Annotated in this window: 12 protein-coding genes; 3 read left to right on the forward strand and 9 right to left on the reverse strand. The window is 54.1% G+C overall.

The genetic code is table 11. From position 1 onward, the window contains the following. Window positions 1–77: 77 nt before the first annotated feature. Window positions 78–1013, forward strand: coding sequence for a C40 family peptidase (locus AC0YOB_RS16065; protein WP_475793637.1), 936 nt, complete (start codon window positions 78–80; stop codon window positions 1011–1013). A 292-nt stretch (window positions 1014–1305) separates the two neighbouring features. Here AC0YOB_RS16065 and AC0YOB_RS16070 read toward each other — a convergent pair whose 3' ends face one another. Genes AC0YOB_RS16070 through AC0YOB_RS16080 form a run of 3 tightly spaced genes read right to left on the reverse strand, consistent with a single transcriptional unit; the run spans window position 1306 to window position 5327 of the window. Then, the gene (locus AC0YOB_RS16070; RefSeq protein WP_475793638.1) at window positions 1306–2814 is read right to left on the reverse strand and encodes a rhamnulokinase; all 1509 of its coding nucleotides are present in this window, start codon (window positions 2812–2814) and stop codon (window positions 1306–1308) included. A 43-nt stretch (window positions 2815–2857) separates the two neighbouring features. Continuing rightward, the gene (locus tag AC0YOB_RS16075) at window positions 2858–3517 is read right to left on the reverse strand and encodes a class II aldolase/adducin family protein (RefSeq protein ID WP_210045018.1); all 660 of its coding nucleotides are present in this window, start codon (window positions 3515–3517) and stop codon (window positions 2858–2860) included. 22 nt (window positions 3518–3539) lie between these two features. Beyond that, window positions 3540–5327: an L-fucose isomerase gene (locus AC0YOB_RS16080; RefSeq protein WP_475793639.1), complete on the reverse strand. Its 1788-nt coding sequence runs from the start codon at window positions 5325–5327 to the stop codon at window positions 3540–3542. A gap of 315 nt (window positions 5328–5642) precedes the next feature. On the opposite strand from AC0YOB_RS16080, the gene AC0YOB_RS16085 reads away from it, so the two are divergent. Further along, window positions 5643–6665 carry a LacI family DNA-binding transcriptional regulator gene (locus AC0YOB_RS16085; protein WP_475793640.1) on the forward strand — a complete coding sequence of 341 codons (1023 nt, stop codon included), beginning with the start codon at window positions 5643–5645 and terminating at the stop codon, window positions 6663–6665. 363 nt (window positions 6666–7028) lie between these two features. On the opposite strand, the gene AC0YOB_RS16090 is transcribed toward AC0YOB_RS16085, so the two are convergent. The 3 genes from AC0YOB_RS16090 to hflX form a co-directional block, all read right to left on the reverse strand. Then, window positions 7029–7949, reverse strand: a complete 921-nt coding sequence (locus AC0YOB_RS16090; RefSeq protein ID WP_475793641.1) for an aldo/keto reductase — start codon at window positions 7947–7949, stop codon at window positions 7029–7031. 121 nt (window positions 7950–8070) lie between these two features. After that, the gene (erm, locus tag AC0YOB_RS16095) at window positions 8071–8922 is read right to left on the reverse strand and encodes a 23S ribosomal RNA methyltransferase Erm (protein ID WP_475793642.1); all 852 of its coding nucleotides are present in this window, start codon (window positions 8920–8922) and stop codon (window positions 8071–8073) included. 661 nt (window positions 8923–9583) lie between these two features. Then, the gene (gene hflX, locus AC0YOB_RS16100; RefSeq protein WP_475793643.1) at window positions 9584–10852 is read right to left on the reverse strand and encodes a GTPase HflX; all 1269 of its coding nucleotides are present in this window, start codon (window positions 10850–10852) and stop codon (window positions 9584–9586) included. Between the two features lie 743 nt (window positions 10853–11595). Between hflX and AC0YOB_RS16105 the strand changes: the two genes are divergently transcribed. Continuing rightward, complete coding sequence (locus AC0YOB_RS16105) at window positions 11596–12381, forward strand: SDR family oxidoreductase (protein ID WP_475793644.1); 786 nt, start codon at window positions 11596–11598, stop codon at window positions 12379–12381. Window positions 12382–12593: 212 nt separating this feature from the next. On the opposite strand, the gene AC0YOB_RS16110 is transcribed toward AC0YOB_RS16105, so the two are convergent. The 3 genes from AC0YOB_RS16110 to nirB all read right to left on the reverse strand — a co-directional run bounded on the left by AC0YOB_RS16110 (window position 12594) and on the right by nirB (window position 16337). Continuing rightward, the gene (locus AC0YOB_RS16110; protein ID WP_475793645.1) at window positions 12594–13457 is read right to left on the reverse strand and encodes a formate/nitrite transporter family protein; all 864 of its coding nucleotides are present in this window, start codon (window positions 13455–13457) and stop codon (window positions 12594–12596) included. A 13-nt stretch (window positions 13458–13470) separates the two neighbouring features. Beyond that, entirely contained in the window at window positions 13471–13782 is a 312-nt protein-coding gene (gene nirD, locus AC0YOB_RS16115) for a nitrite reductase small subunit NirD (RefSeq protein WP_475787480.1), read from the reverse strand. 116 nt (window positions 13783–13898) lie between these two features. Then, a complete protein-coding gene (gene nirB, locus AC0YOB_RS16120) occupies window positions 13899–16337 on the reverse strand; it encodes a nitrite reductase large subunit NirB (RefSeq protein ID WP_475793646.1) in 2439 nt (812 codons plus the stop codon). Between the last annotated feature and the right edge of the window lie 6 nt (window positions 16338–16343).

Here is a 16343-nt window from a genome sequence, read left to right on the forward strand (position 1 = left end):
ACCGGCCCCGATTCGCATAATTTCCACCCATGCAGCAGAACCTAAACCATAAATAATGGAAAAGGTGGTTCTCTCGCATGCTTCGCAAACAAACGTCGTACCGGGCCGCCCTGGCTGTCAGCATGACAATCCTGATCGCGTGGGGGACAGGCTGCGCCAAAGAGCATCTGGGGATGGATACCGCCAGTGCGCCGGGGCTGACCGTCCGGGCAGCCAATCTGCGGGTGGCGAATCATTCCACCTTCACGCATGTTCCTGTATACAGAGAAACCGGCGGGCTGGTCTGGATCCCCTTGAAGGAAAGCGCAACGTCCATGAGTCTTGACGTGCATAAACTGGGCGGCCGTCTGGCGCTTGGGAATACGGATGCTGCCTATTGGCTGAAGGTGAATGACAAACAAGCTATCTCAGGAGACAACATCATCACGCTGCCGCAGGCTCCCAAATTATTCAATGGCAAGCCGTATGTCACGACAGAGGCGTTATCATCATTGCTGGAAACTCCGGTGAATTGGAATGAAAAGGGATCGCAGATCATCATCACACCCATTGACGACCGCACCCGTATTCCACTCAAGCAGGTTGCCCCGCGGCGGGAGCAGATCAAGAGCTTCTCCGTATCGGTCAATAAAAGCGATTTAATTGAATATGCCAAAAAATATATGGGCACGCCTTACGATTTTGGCTCCAGCAGCTACAGCGAAACCCATAAATTCGATTGCTCTTCCTTCGTCCAGTATGTATACGGCCATTTTGGCATTGATTTGCCAAGAACGGCAAAGGAACAGTCGGAGGTTGGGCAGACCGTGCCGGCCAGCCAGCTGCAGCAGGGGGATTTGATGTTCTTCTATACGCCCGGACGGTTCGACACGAACCGTATCGTAGGACATGTGGGCATTTATATGGGCGGCAACCGGATTATCCAGACCTATGGCGAGCCTGGGGTGACGATTTCGGAGTTCGATAATTCGTGGAAGGAACGATTTTTATTTGCCAAACGTGTCAGCGGCTAGCGCGGCGAACGGGAAATGAAGTCATGTTGAAATGAGAAGAGGGCTTAAGAGTAATTGCCGGGCTTCTGATGTGGATTAGCTTACAAAAAAGACGCCTCCATCTCCACCTGTACAGTGGTTATGGAGGCGTCTTTGCATGTTGTGGACATTCCCGGCCGGCTGGCTCCTTATTGTTTGCGGACAGCCTTATTCATGGAAGGTCTGTCGGTGTCCTGATCTGAACGCAATTGAGCCGCAGGTTTCCCGGTTGACCGTACACGCGCAGAGAAAAAACGCCGTTCGGACGTTATTGTTACGCAATTTCATTCGGTTTGTTCACCAGTCCGTTGTATCTTGCGATCGCTTCCTGCCATTTATCGGCCTCGGCCGGCTCGTAAGATTGCAGCGGAAAGGATCGTTTGACCAGTTCCTTGCCTTCTTCAATGCTCCCGATTTCGCCGCCAGCCTGGAACTGAACGAGCAGATTGCCGATGGCGCTGGCTTCGACCGGACCTGCCCATACCGGGCGGCCGATGGCATTGGCAGTCAGCTGGCAGAGCAGCTCATTCTGAATGCCGCCGCCAACCATGTGCAGCCCGGAGAAATGCCTGCCGGTCAGCCGCTCGCATTGCTCCAGCACGATGTGATACCGCAAAGCAAGGCTCTCGAGAATACAGCGTGCCGTCTCGCCCTTGTCCCGGGGGACAGGCTGATCCGTTTCCTGACAGAAACGGTGGATTTCCAGTTCCATGTCCTTCGGATTCATGAAGCGAAGATCATCGGGATTGATCAGGCTGCGAAAAGCCTCCGCATTCCCGGCTTCCTTCGTCAGCTCCGCGAATGAGATATCCGAGCCTGTTTTGATCCATTTGCGCCTGCATTCCTGCAGAATCCACAGGCCCATAATGTTTTTGAGCAGCTGGAACGTCTGGCCGACTCCGCCTTCGTTGGAAAATTCCAGCTCCCTGACCTCAGGCGTGAGCAGGGCGTCCGGAAGCTCCGTGCCAAGCAGGGACCATGTCCCGCAGATCAGATATGCGAATGACGCTGAATCGGACGGAACAGCCGCCGCGGCAGATTCCGTATCATGCGAGCCGACCGCAATCGCCCGCATGGATGGAACGCCAAGCTCCTCGCAGATCGCATCCGTCAAACGGCCAATCTCCGCACCCGGGTGAACAGGGTCCAGAAACAGGTCCGACGGGATGCCTAGACGCTCCATCAGCGGCGTATTCCACGCACGCTCAGCCGGCCGGAACAGCTGGGTTGTCGTGGCCATGGTGAACTCGCAGGCCTTCTGTCCGGTCAGAAAATAGTTCAGCAGATCCGGCGTCAGCAGCAGCGTCTCTGCATGCTCCAGAGCGACAGACCCTGCCTTCTTCATCGCGTACAGCTGGTAAATCGTATTGAAAGGCATCAGCTGCAGCCCGCTCTCGCGGAACAGCTTATCTTCCCCGATCAATCCGCATACTTCTTCAATCAGTCCGGTCGTGTGCGGATCGCGGTAATGGTATGGGTTGGCCAGCAGCTCTCCATTGCGGTCCAGCAGGCCAAAGTCCACACCCCATGTGTCGATTCCGAAGCTTGCCGGCTCAAAGCCCTGCTGGCGGGCTTTGAGTATGCCGGTTTTGAGCTCCTTCAGGAGCATTAAAATATCCCAGTGCAGATGGGGGCCAACCTCCACCGGTTCATTGACGAACCGGTGGATCTCCGTAATCCGCAGCTGCTGGAGGCCGTTCTCCCCGGTGACCAGCTCGCCGACAAGCGCTCTGCCGCTGCTCGCACCCAAATCAAAGGCCAACGCCGCAGGGGGCTTCTTCATACAAGGTCACCGCCTTCTTCAAGAGTAACTGACCGATTCATGATTATTTCATCTGCTGAAGCAGCTTGATGCGGTAGTCCTCGCTCTCAAGCGAGGCAATTTCCTTGAATTCTTCATCCGTCAATACTTTCAGAGGGCCGACGGCTCTTGCGCTCATGTAGATTTTGGCGCTTTCGTCGACGACCTGCGTCCGGTAGTATGCCTCCCGCAGATTGCGTCCGGTTGTGACCAGTCCATGATTGCCGAGCAGAATCGAGCTGGCCTCGTTCACCTTATCGGCAACGGCAACAGCGAGCAGATCCGTTGTCGGCAGGACATAAGGAACATAAGCGGTTTTGCCGACAAGCGCCGCCTGGTCGGGGAACATGATCGGCAGCTCGGTCTCCACCAGGGTGAAGGCGATGCAGGAAGAAGGATGTGTGTGCACAATAGCGCCGATGGCCGGATTCTTGCGGTAGCAGAACAGATGCATCAGCACCTCGGAGGACGGACGAAGTCCATTGTCTGTAATCTCCCCGGTCGGAATATCCACTTCGACCCACTGCTCCGGCGTGATTTCCTCAATGGCGAAGCCGCTCGGGGACAAATACATCTTGTCCCCGGCGCGCGCGCTGATATTTCCACCCGGTCCCACAACCAGTCCGTTTACAACCGTTTTGACGGCATATTTGCAAAGCTCATTGCGTGTTTCCATGTTCTGCATGTCGTAATTCCCCTATCCGTGCTTATTTATAAAGCGGTCCAAAAGTTGCACACGCTCTGAAATCGGCGCTTTCCACACTTTCGGTGCCGAACATGCCCCATGTACGAGGACGGAAAATCTGATCCCCCGATACATTGTGCATGCTGACCGGGATGCGCAGCATCGAAGCAAGCGTCAGCAGGTCGGCGCCGATGTGGCCGTACGAGATCGATCCATGGTTCGCTCCCCAATGATCCATTACGGAATAAACGCTGGTGAATGCGCCCTCGCCGGTCAGATTCGGCGCAAACCAGGTGGTCGGCCATGTCGGATCTGTACGGTCATCCAATGTTTTGTGAACATCTTCAGGCAGATCAACGGAATAGCCTTCCGCAATTTGCAGTACAGGTCCGAGGCCCTTGACCAGATTAAGCCGCGACATTGTCATCGGCATGCCGCCGCGCGTCAGGAAGTCGCTGGAATACCCGCCTCCGCGGAAATATTCAACCGACGCCGGCCGCCAGGATGTAGCGTCCAGACACTTCTGCGCTTCTTCCTCGCTGATTTCCCAGTGCGGCTTCATGACAGGCTGGCCGTCCCGCTGCTGCTCCCCGGTTCCATCAAGCGTAGCAGAACCCGAGTTGATCAGGTGAAGCAGGCCGCCAGCTGCTTTGCCATCCAGATCATGGCCGGTTACGCGTTTGACGGCGTCCGGACTCCAATAGGTGCGGACATCCGCAAAAATTTGCGCCGTATTGGTCAGCAGATAGCCAAACAGCATATTGACGCCGTTCAGGCTGTCGTTCTCCGTAGCGACCATAAATGGCGAGCGGATGCCGTTCCAGTCGAAGGAGCTGTTCAGGATCGCTTCCAGGAAGTCGCCGTTAGGGAAATGGTCGGTCCATTGACGCTGGCCCTGGAATCCGGAGACAAGGGCATTATGTCCATTGGCTTCCTCGCCAAAGCCAAGCTCTGCAAGCCGCGGATTGCCGATCATCAGGTCTCTTGCGATAATCGTCATTTTGACGACTGTTTCCCAGTCCTGATCCTTCTGCTCGCGCGAGGTGCGGATGGCCTCAGGGTTGTTGTCCGGGCCTTCAATACAGTTCTCTTTGGTCCAGGCAAGCGCTTTCGCAAATTCCTCTTTATCATAGATCTCTTCATTGATGCGGCGCACGAATTCCGTCATGTCAATATATTCGTTTCTCATGCCAAGGTATTCCTGGAAGAAGCGGTCATCCACAATGGAGCCGGCGATGCCCATCGATACCGAGCCCATGGACAGATAGGATTTTCCGCGGATATTCGCGACGGTAAGTCCCGCTTTGGCAAAACGAATCAATTTTTCCTTCACGTCTTCCGGAATGACCGAATCGCCTTCGTCCTGTACGTCTTTCCCGTAAATGCCGAAAGCGGGGAGGCCCTTCTGCGCATGGGCGGATAATACAGCTGCCAGATAGACGGCTCCCGGTCGTCCCGTTCCGTTGAAGCCCCATACCGCTTTGGGCAGCGAAGGATCAGTATCCATCGTTTCGGTGCCATAACACCAGCATGGTGTAACGGTTATCGATAACCCTACACCGGCTTTTTTGAATTTATCCGCAGCTGCAGCCGCTTCTGCTACGCCACCGATGCAGGTATCGGCAATGACACATTCAACCGGCTCGCCGTTCGGATAACGGAGCTCGGACGAGAGCAGCTCTGCAACCGTTTTCGCTAAATTCATGGTTTGATCCTCAAGGGATTCGCGAACCCCTCTGCGTCTTCCGTCGATCGTCGGGCGAATGCCTATTTTAGGGAATCCATCTTTCCATCTGTGATCCAAAGTCATGATTAAACCATTCCTCTCTTGAATAAAATCGTTAAGGTTACCGATAACCTTAAATTAGCAACAAGCTTACTTGCTGTCAACCCTTTTCTTCGTTATGATAAAAATAGTTAACGTAAAAATATGAGTTCGAAAAGTCCGCTTTTCAGGCTCGAGAAGGTTGGAAGAAGCTAGTGAATGAGGAGCGCAGCGCAGGCAAAACCTACGTGAGCACCGGAATTCTCGGCTGAATTCAAAATTCGATGTGAGTTACTTCCTGAAATAGCTTCATCATCAAAAGTGGATTTTTTGAACAACCTCTTAAAGGAGTAAAGAAGCTTGACGACCATATATGATATAGCCAGGAAAGCCAATGTCTCGGCCATGACCGTTTCCAAGGTCATTAACAATACGGGTAGCATCAGCCAGAAGACGAAAGCCCGGATCAAGCGGGTAATGGAAGAGCTCAATTATGTGCCGAATCAGATGGCGAGGGGTCTTGTGCTCCAGCAGACGCGGCAGCTGTTCCTGCTGATTACGGACATCAACAATCCATTCTATACGACGCTTTCCAGAGGAGCGGAGGATGCCGCCAAGGAGAAGGGGTACCGCCTTTCTTTTGGAAACAGCGATGAGAATATTGAGAAAGAGGGCGAGTACCTGGAGATTATTCTCGGTAATCGGGTCGCCGGGGTCTTGTTCTCGCCTGCAGGGGACCAGTCTGCTTCCCACCTGGAGACGCTTCAGCGCCACAAGGTTCCCTTTGTCCTGCTGGACCGGGAAGTGCCCGGAATCGAGAGCGATGCGGTGATCGGGGACAGCCGGGAGGGGGCAAGGCGCATTGTTGAGCATTTTATCGAGAACGGGCACCGCCACATCGCGCTTATTAACGGCTCTCCCAGCATATCCAGCGCGCGCCTGCGGCATCAAGGCTACATCGAGGCTCACAAGCTGAATGATCTTCCCTTGCACGAAAACTATCATCTGGCCTTCGGCTACGGCTCCCGGACGGATCTGTCGGGCATAATGGATTGGCTCGACAGCCTGACTCCGCGTCCCACAGCCATTATGGCAGGCAATAATGTGCTTGCCGTCGAAGCGATTCGGGCGATTCAGGAAAGCGGCCTGCGGGTGCCGGAGGATATTTCGGTCGCCTGCTTCGACGATCTCGGGCCCTTCTGGCAGATATCCCCGTTCCTGACCGTCGTGGCCCAGCAAGCTTACGAATTCGGGTATCTCGGGACCCAGCTGCTGATCGAGCGCATCGAGAAGAAGGAAGAGGACCGTCCTTTCCGCAGAATCAATCTGCCGGTCGAGCTGATTTCCAGGAAGTCCGTCGCGAAGCTGGATGCAGGTACTTAGAGAGGTTTTGCAGTTAGTATCCGGGCGGCTGTAATAACCAACGTTCATGAGGAGAATTCAAAGCAATAAAGGAGCAGCCCATAGGCAGCTCCTTTTCTATTTCATATATCGTTTCAACTGCTCATAAAAGTTTCTCGGGTACCGGCCAGGATAATTCTATGATCGTATCCAGCATTGCATTTTAAGGGTTAATCCATCAGTTTTCTGAAGTGCTTGGCAGCTGGAGGAAGGTATCCGACATCATCCCGAAAAACAGCTTGAATGCTGACAACTAGCAAAAGAGACCGTCCCTAGACCATTTTTATGGCTTAAGGGACGGTCCTTTGTTCAAAATTTAAGAAAGGCTGGATGTAGATTCGTGATCTACGCTTTCCAGGCCTGCGGGTGCTCATCCGTTACATAGTCAACGGCAGCCGCATTCGCAATGACCTGGTCAGCATCCTTGCAGCCGGGAATAACCGTCGTCACCGCGGGATTTTCCAGGCACCAGGCGAGGGCCCAGGATGCCATATTCACATGGGCGGGAACCTCATTCTTGCGGATTTCCTCCACTTCGCGGAGCAGACGCTCGCGATTCTCGACATCATGCCGATTGCGCACGTCATTGTCTGCAAACGAGGCTCCCGGCTTGTATTTGCCGCTCAGGTAGCCGCTTGCGAGCGGGACGCGGGCCAATACGCCGAGATCCTGCTGGATGCAGGAAGGGAATACTTCTTCCTCCGGCGCGCGGTCCAGACGGTTGTAAACTACCTGAATGGCGCTTGATCCGACCCCGGTCGCCCGGGAGGTCTGATGAATGTTTTTATTGCTGCCTATAGAAATGCCAAGATGGCGGATTTTGCCTGCCTGCACCTGCTTGTCCAAGGTCGTCCAAAGCTCGTCGTTATCGAATTTGTCATCCGGTCCGGAATGGAATTGATACAGGTCGATATAGTCGGTTTGCAGCGACCGCAGCGACTCCTCCAGCTGCTTCAGCACATCGCCGACGGACCATTTGTCATCGCGGTCGAAATTCCGGTTGAAATGATGTCCGAATTTTGACGCGACAATCCAGTCCTCCCGCCGGTGATCAGCCAAATATTGACCGATAAACCGTTCGGACGTATGGTCGCCGTAGCATTCAGCGGTATCGATCAGATTGATTCCGACCTCGCCTGCTTTGTCGAGAATGGAGTTAGCTTCATTCTGGTCATAGTTACGGCCCCATTCGCCTCCGAACTGCCATGTGCCCACGCCAACTACCGATACGCGCAAATCTGTCTTGCCCAGTCTTCTGTATTTCATCGTGTGCATCTCCTCCTACATTATCATGAAAGAACGGCTCTGTAATCGAACAAAACATACAGCTGGACTGCCTACAGCTATTCTAGACTTTGGAAAGAGAATAGGCAAGACACTAAGCAGGTCACAATGTTTTACCCTTTCTTCCGGGCCAGCGAAACCGCTGCACATGCTTCACCATCGTATCGTATACGATCGCCCACTGCCGCTCGTTCAACCGGCATACCGGCATGCCGCGGTCAACGCCGAGTCTCGCGGCCAGATGCTTCAGCTGCGGCGGCGTGAAGATACCGGTCAGCGCATCGTAAATGGACCGCTCCGGATGCTTCAGCCCATATTCCGCAAGCGCCGCAAACCGGCCGCAATGCTGGTGGTGGAGACATGGCTCCGGTTTCCTCCGAATGCTGAAGATGACCGAATCTACGCTTGGCGGCGGCGAGAAATAACTTCTGGGCACGATTCTCACAAGCTCCATCCCATACCACATTCTCCAGGTCAGAACCCGCGGATGTCGGATCGTCTGCGCCGTTAATCCCTTGGCTGCCCCTTTATCCATAATAAGCACGGCTCTTTGCAGGGAGCTGCTCTGCGGATCAAGCAGCAGCTTCAATATGGGGGTCGTTAGAAAAAAAGGGATATTCGCCACAACCTGATAAGGCTCCCGCGGAAGCCGCATTTGCAGGAAGTCCTTCTCAATGACCGTTATATGAATGTGATTCTGTAATCTTCTGCGGAGAATCTGTGCAAGCCGGGGGTCATTCTCAACCGCCAGAATTCTGCAGGATTGTTCCGCCAGCTGTATCGTGATGGCTCCGGCTCCGGCTCCGATATCCACCACCGTATCGCCGGCCCCTATCTTCGCTTCTGCGATCATTTCCCCAATTATCCGTTTGTCCTGCAGAAAATGCTGCCCGTGAGCCTTGGGAACTGCCTTCTCCCGCAGCACTCCGGGATGTCTTTCGGTTCGTCTGTTCATTGTCATCCTCCGTTACCGTATAAATAAAAAAACACACAGGCTGACTGCTGCCTGTGTTCTCGGTAAACGAAGGTATGACGGCAGAATAAACGCAAGGCTATCAGCGCCTGGCCTGCCGTGTTCTGGTCTTTTACGAGGAGAACGGATAAGATAATGCCGGGAAGAAGGCGGGTCATGCCAGCTTTCCGGGTTTTATCGAATGTATTGCATTCCACTTCTTATAAATTTCCCTAAAATTCGAGTAAAGAGCTTGCCGCAGCCGTCAGAGGACGGCATCAGGGCAGCTTCTTCCCTCAGAAATACAGAGATTTATAATGATGAAATTCATAAATCCGATAACTTTATCGTTTCCGTGTCAATGCTCGTATCCTTAATAAGGCGCACTGTACCGCCTTATTAGGGCGTACAGGTTCCTTCCCTCTAATCGTACCGGGAAAGAAACATCAACCGCCGCCCTTGGCGGCTGGACATGCTTCTTCCCCAGAACCTGAAAATAGGGCAGACCACTTTCGAGTCCTCTGCACACAGGCAGAGCCTTTGGCATATTCAATTAGCCGCGCAAGGTTCGAACTCGAAAGTATTGGTCTACCACACGTAACCCTCCGTTCTTCTGGTTTTATTGATCAGGGCGCAGGCATGCCGATGCTTCTAAAGCGGCCTGCTATCGGGATAAGAAAGGACTACCATATTTCTCAAAGTCGGCTGTCGTGCATTCCAGCTTAAGCCGCGTCCCCTCTTCCTCATAGCTCGTCGATTGAACCCAGGCATGCTCATTAAAGTAGGAAACGACCTGACCTTGATCGAAAGGGATCAGCACCTCGCATTGAATATAATCCGTCAGCACATGGCCGCGGATGAGCGCAATGAGCTCGTCAATCCCGCTTTTTTGTTTCACGGAGAGGTACACGGCATCCTTTTGATCGGGGTAGGGAGTGCCTCCAATGGTCAGATCGGTCTTGTTGTAGGCGTAAATAACAGGAATATGATCGGCTTCCAGTGCCTTCAATGTATCCTCTGTAACGGCAATCTGTTCGGGAAAGGAAGGATTCGCATAATCCACCACATGAATGAGCAGATCCGCTTCGGCCACTTCCTCCAGTGTGGAACGGAACGCTTTGACCAGGTGATGGGGAAGGCGGCTGACGAAGCCTACTGTATCCGTCAGCAGGAAAGCCCGGTGATCCGGCAGCTCGATGCGCCTTACGGACGTTTCCAGTGTAGCAAACAGCATATTCTGGGCGAGCACCAGTTTATCCGATTGCGGATGGTAGCGTTCCAGCAGGGCATTCATCAAGCTTGATTTGCCCGTATTGGTGTAACCGACCAGACAGACGACAGGAAGCTCGTTCTTCTGCCGCTTCTTGCGCTGCGTCTTGCGGCGGGCGACCAGCTTCGCAAGCTCCAGCTGCAGGGCGGTAATTCTGTCCTCAATGCTCCGGCGGTCCAGCTCCAGCTTGGTTTCACCGGAGCCTCTGTTTTTGAGTCCCGAGCCGCCGCCCTGCCTGCCCAGCGATTCCCGCATTCCGCTGAGGCGCGGAAGCATATACTGCAGATGGGCGATTTCCACCTGAAGCTGGGCTTCCCGCGTTTTTGCGCGTTTCGCGAAAATATCCAGGATGAGCATGGTGCGGTCAAGTACTCTCCGCGACAGAGCCGCTTCCAGATTGCGAATCTGGGAGGGCGACAGCTCATCATTGCAGATGACGATGGCATTCTCATGCCCGGCAAGCAGAGCGGACAGCTCCTCCAGCTTGCCTTTTCCCATATAGTGGGAGGGGCTCGGTCGGGCGGCCTTCTGGCTCAGTTCGCCGACCACCTCAATCCCGCATGCGGCAGCGAGGCTGCCCAGTTCTTCCATGGCCGCTGCAAAATCCGGCTGGTTCTGCAAATGGATGCCGATTATGACGGCTTCTTGTTCGTATCGTTTCATTTTTCATCATCCTCCAAATTGAAAACAAAATAAAAACACAGGCATAAAGCTGCCTGTGTTTTCAGTAACTGGAAGAGAACTCCGGTAAGCCCACAGGGAGACGAAGCTCCCCGCCTGATGGATTACTGGTCTTCGGGTAGGGTGAAAGGGGGACCTCTCATCGTGGAGACAAAAAATGTCTTATATCCACGAATGGCAGTTATGCCGCCATCCATTACCTATGAAGTTTTTTCCAAGGTAGCGCAAGGAAGGGGATCCCGCCGCCGATAAGACGGCATCGACCGGCCTTTGCTTCTCCTCCGATGATCAAAAAAAGCCAACGCTCGCAAGCAGCCTTTTCTGAATATATCGGGCAAAGGGCTGCCATCATCCCAGCGTATGGTATAACGCTGTATGACGGCGGCCAGCCGTATGCCGCAGCAGGCGGCACGGGGCAGATCCTTCCTTGTGCCGTATATAGGGGTTACCTTGAAAAAAAGACAGACCTATCCGGAGTTCTCTGCACACAGGCAGAGCCTTTGGCACTATTCAATTCCAGCTGCGCCTAAAGACCAAATCCGGATAAAATCTATCACACGTAACCCTCCGTTCCATTTTAAGTAAGTTGATTCTAACATAAGAATGCAGTATTGACAAATGGTGGACCAGCCCGAAATACGGGTATTAATGATTTGTGGAGGCGGATAGGGCTATAATGTAGGGAGTCATACTGCATAAGGAGTATTCAAAGGAGGCGTATCAGGATGGATCTGGGATTAAACGGCAAAGTCGCTCTCGTCGCGGCATCCAGCAAAGGGCTGGGAAAAGCTTGTGCGGTGGAGCTAGCGCGTGAAGGGGCACATGTCATGATCACCGGGCGCAAGGAGGCGGAGTTGCAGAAGGCCAAGCAGGAAATGGCGGGACTTGCGGGAGAGGTGGAATTTCTCGTATGCGATATTACCAAAAGCGAGGATATTACCCGTACCGTTGAAGCTGCCGTTCAAAGATTCGGCAGGATCGATATCCTGATTAACAATTCAGGAGGGCCGCCTCCGGGCAGTGTGGAGTCGCTGACCGATGAGCAGTGGTACAAGTCGTTTGAATTGAATTTGCTCAGCTACATCCGTTTTATCCGTGAGGTTCTCCCTTATATGAAGGAACAGAAAAGCGGCAGAATCATCAATCTGGCCTCATCCTCGGTCAAACAGCCGATTCCGGGACTGCTATTATCCAATACATTCAGAACAGGCATTGTCGGACTCGCCAAAACCTTGTCTCTGGAGCTTGCTCCCTACAATATTTTGGTCAACACCGTGTCACCCGGCAGGATCGCAACCGATCGGATCAAAGAGCTGGATGAAGACAAGGCGAAGAAGACGGGGAAGACGGTCGATCAGGTTGCGGAGGAAGCGCATAAAGGCATCCCTCTGGGAAGGGACGGCCAGGTGGAGGAGTTCGGCCGGACGGTCGCTTTTCTTGCTTCCGCCGCTTCTTCGTATACAACGGGTGTTTCCCTGTTAATCGATGGCGGGTCGGTCAAAGGCATTTAATGCTCATTGAGCCGACTCCAAATAAACAGACGAAAAGCACCTTTCGTGCCACTATTCATGCGTGGAGACGAAGGTGCTTTTTCATAATGCAATGATGCATATAATGAGGGGCTGAAATTCCGGGATGATGCCTGGAAATTCAGCCCTAGTTGTTTTAAAGCGTGAATACTTCTTAAAGCAGGTCTGGGAAATCCGGCTTTGTCCAAAGTCGGCTATATGCCGCTTCTCTCGGCGGATCTATGAGCCGCCGCTTCGGGCTTGGCGGCTGATACGGGCGAATACGATGAACGCTTGAAGGGCTTTTGCGACAGATAGAACAGCACGCCGGTGAACAGCACGCCGCCCGCAAGATTGCCGACCAGCACCGGGATCTGATTCCATAGCCACCAATCCGCCATGCTTACATGGGCGCCCAGCATCATCCCTGCGGGAATGACGAACATATTGACCACCGCATGCTCAAAGCCCTGCGCGAAGAAGGTCAATACAGGCAGCCACATCGCCACGATTTTGCCGATGGTGGACTTGGAGGTCATGGCCATCACCACGCCGAGCGTCACCATCCAATTGCAGAGGACCGCTTTTACCCCCACCAGAATCATGCCCTGAGCGCCCATGCTTTTATAGCCAAGCGTCTTGGCTTCACTCGTTTTAATGAGCAGCTGAACAAGTGGATTGCCAATATCCGTCCCCATCCTGGTGGCCGACATGCCGTACAAAGCGGCATACACGGCACACCCGATCAGATGGCCTGCGATAACCCAGCCGTAGTTGGCCAGCATACGGGGGAAGGTTGTCCTGCGCTCGATAACAGCCAGCGGAATGAGCGCGAAGCTGCCTGTCACAAGCTCCAGTCCAAGCAGCACGATAATCACGAAACCAACCGGGAAGACCAGAGCGCCCACAAGGCCCAGTGACGTTTGAGTTGTAGCTGTATAAGCCAATGTCGTGGCAAATGCCAGTATGGCGCCTCCGAGAAAGCCGCGGATGAGCATTTGCATCACAGTCAAATCTGCTTTGGCTGTACCGGAATCAATCATTGCCTCGAGAACTTCAGCGGGTTTAATGTAAGCCATTCCTGTTGTCCTCCTAAACCGTGATATAAACGGCTCCGCTCGCTTGATCGATTTCAGTCGGGTACGTGGTGACGCAGCCATCATCGGGCTCGCTCACCAATCCGCTGTTCAGATCGATTTTCCAATCATGAAGAGGGCAATGTACGACCGCGCCGCAAACCATTCCCTCCGACAGCAATCCGCCCTTGTGCGGGCAGCGGTTCTCTACAGCCAGCACGCTGCCGTCCGTCAGCTTGAATACTGCAATTTCAGTATCCTCCACCTTGATCGTGCGCGAGCCTCTCTCATCAATATCCGATACTTGGCCAATCAGCACCTTAGTCATGGATGAACCTCCCCTAATGTTTATGTGATTGATGTCAAACGGGCAGTGGCCGTACAGAGAGAGCGTCAGCGGCAGCAAGCCTCTGACGCTCTCAGCTTACATAAGGGACCGGGCCTTTATTGCACCGGCTGTACACTGGAAATCGGCTCGAAATTTTTACGCAGATGATCGTTCTCCACAATTTCCTTCCAGGGATCGGTTGTCAGGCTGAGCGTCTTCTCGATGCGAGCAACAAGCGCAAGCCGGTCTTCTTTGTTCTCCAGCGCTTTCTTGATGGACGCCAAGCCGACACGCTCCAGCCAGGCAGCCGTCCGCTCGTTCCACTGGGCATTCTCGCGGTAATACTGCAGGTAAGCACCAGTCCATTCCATGACCTCGTCTTCGGTCTTCACGGTGCCCAGCAGATCGCAGGCCCTTACCTTCACGCCGCCGTTGCCGCCGACATACAGCTCCCAGCCGCCGTCGATCGCCACAACCCCTAGATCCTTGATCGTCGCTTCGGCGCAGTTGCGGGGGCAGCCGGATACGGCGAGCTTCACCTTGGCCGGCGTATTCAAACGTTCGAAAGCCTTCTCCAGGCGGATGCCCATGCCGATGGCGTCCTGTGTGCCGAAGCGGCAAAAGGTCGAGCCGACGCAGGTTTTGACCGTCCGCAGCGTCTTGCCGTAGGCATGGCCGGATGCCATGTCCAGCTCCTCCCAGATCTTCGGAAGATCTTCCTTCTTCACGCCAAGCAGATCCAGGCGCTGACCGCCAGTGAATTTCACCATCGGCACGTCATATTTCTCGGCAACGGTGGCGATTTTCTTCAAGTCCGCCGGAGAAGTAACGCCTCCATAGATACGGGGGACAACGGAATACGTACCGTCCTTCTGGATGTTGGCGTGGTAACGCTCATTGGTAAAACGGGATTCCTTCTCATCCACATATTCCTCAGGCCAGAGCATGCCCAGATAATAGTTCAGCGACGGCCGGCATTTGGAGCAGCCGTCCTTGTTATCCCAGTCCAGCACATGCATCACTTCCTTAACGCTCATGAGCCGCATCGTTTTGATTCCCTCAACGATCTCGTCGCGGCTCAGCGTGGTGCAGCCGCAGATGCCTTCCTTGACAGGCTCGCCGATAGCGTCGCCTGCGTACAGATGCAGCAGTCCTTCGACCTCCGGCTTGCAGCCGCCGCAGGATGCGGAAGCTTTGGTGCAGGCTTTGATTTGGCCCACGGTGCTGCAGCCCTTTGTTTGAATCGCCGCGGCGATAGTTCCCTTGGATACACCATTGCAGCCGCAGACGATTTCGTCGTCGGCCATGTCTGCAAGCCTGCTTCCGCCGCCGGACGACTGCCCCAGCATATCCGAAGAAATACCGAGCAGGAGCTCCTTCTCCCGGCCTGCAACAGACTCGCCCTTCTTAATGGAAGCGAATAATGAAGCGCCGTCCGCAATGTCGCCGAATAATACCGCGCCAACGAGCTTGCCGTCCTCAATGACAATCTTCTTGTAGGTGCCGGCCAAATCATCCTGTATCCGCAGCGCCCGAGTTCCCGGCGTCTCCGCAAAACGGCCTGCCGAGAATACGTCGACGCCGGAAACCTTCAGCTTGGTGGATGTGACCGAACCAGCATATCCCGAGGTTTCTACTCCTGCCAGGTGCTTGGCAAGCACGGCTCCCTGCTCATACAAAGGCGCAACTAAACCGTAGGCAATGCCTCTATGCTCCGCGCATTCCCCGAGAGCATAGACATCGGGGATATTGGTCCGCATGTAATCATCCACGACTATGCCGCGGTTGATCTCGATGCCCGAGGCTTTGGCCAGGGCAATGTTGGGCCGGATGCCGACCGCCATGACAACCAGATCGGCGTCGACGCTGCTGCCGTCCGTGAACTGCAGCTCCTTCACCCGGCGTCTGCCTGTAATGGATGCCGAATGCTTGTGCAGCAGAAACTTCATTCCCTGCGCTTCCAGCTCGCGCTGCAGCATTCTCGAGGCCGGCTCATCCAGCTGCCGCTCCATCAGGTATTTGTGAATATGGATGACCGATACATCCATTCCCAGATGCAGCAGGCCTCTGGCGGCTTCCAGTCCCAGCAGGCCCCCGCCGATGACGGCGGCTTTCCTGTACTTCCTGGAAGCATCAAGCATCATTTCACAGTCGCGGATATCCCGGAACGCGATCACGCCTTCTTTGTCCGCTCCGGGAATCGGCAGCATGAAGGGATTTGAGCCGGTGGCGATCACAACGGCGTCATAATCCGTCTCCAAGCCCTTATCCGTTATTATTTTTTTGCGCTGTGTGTCGATCCTGGTTACCGTATGGCCGGTATGCAGCTGAATATGATTGTCCTTGTACCAGTCCCAGTCGTTGATAATGATTTCCTTCATATCCGCGCCGCCTGCCAGTACGGAGGACAGCATAATCCGGTTATAATTAGGATGGGGCTCCGCACCGAAAATCGTTATTTCATAGGCTTCCGGAGCAAGCTTCAGCAGATGCTCGATAGCGCGGACTCCCGCCATTCCGTTTCCGATAAGCACTAATTTTTTTGGAGTGGTCATCTGTGC

The organism is Paenibacillus sp. JT31N17, from assembly GCF_056269255.1.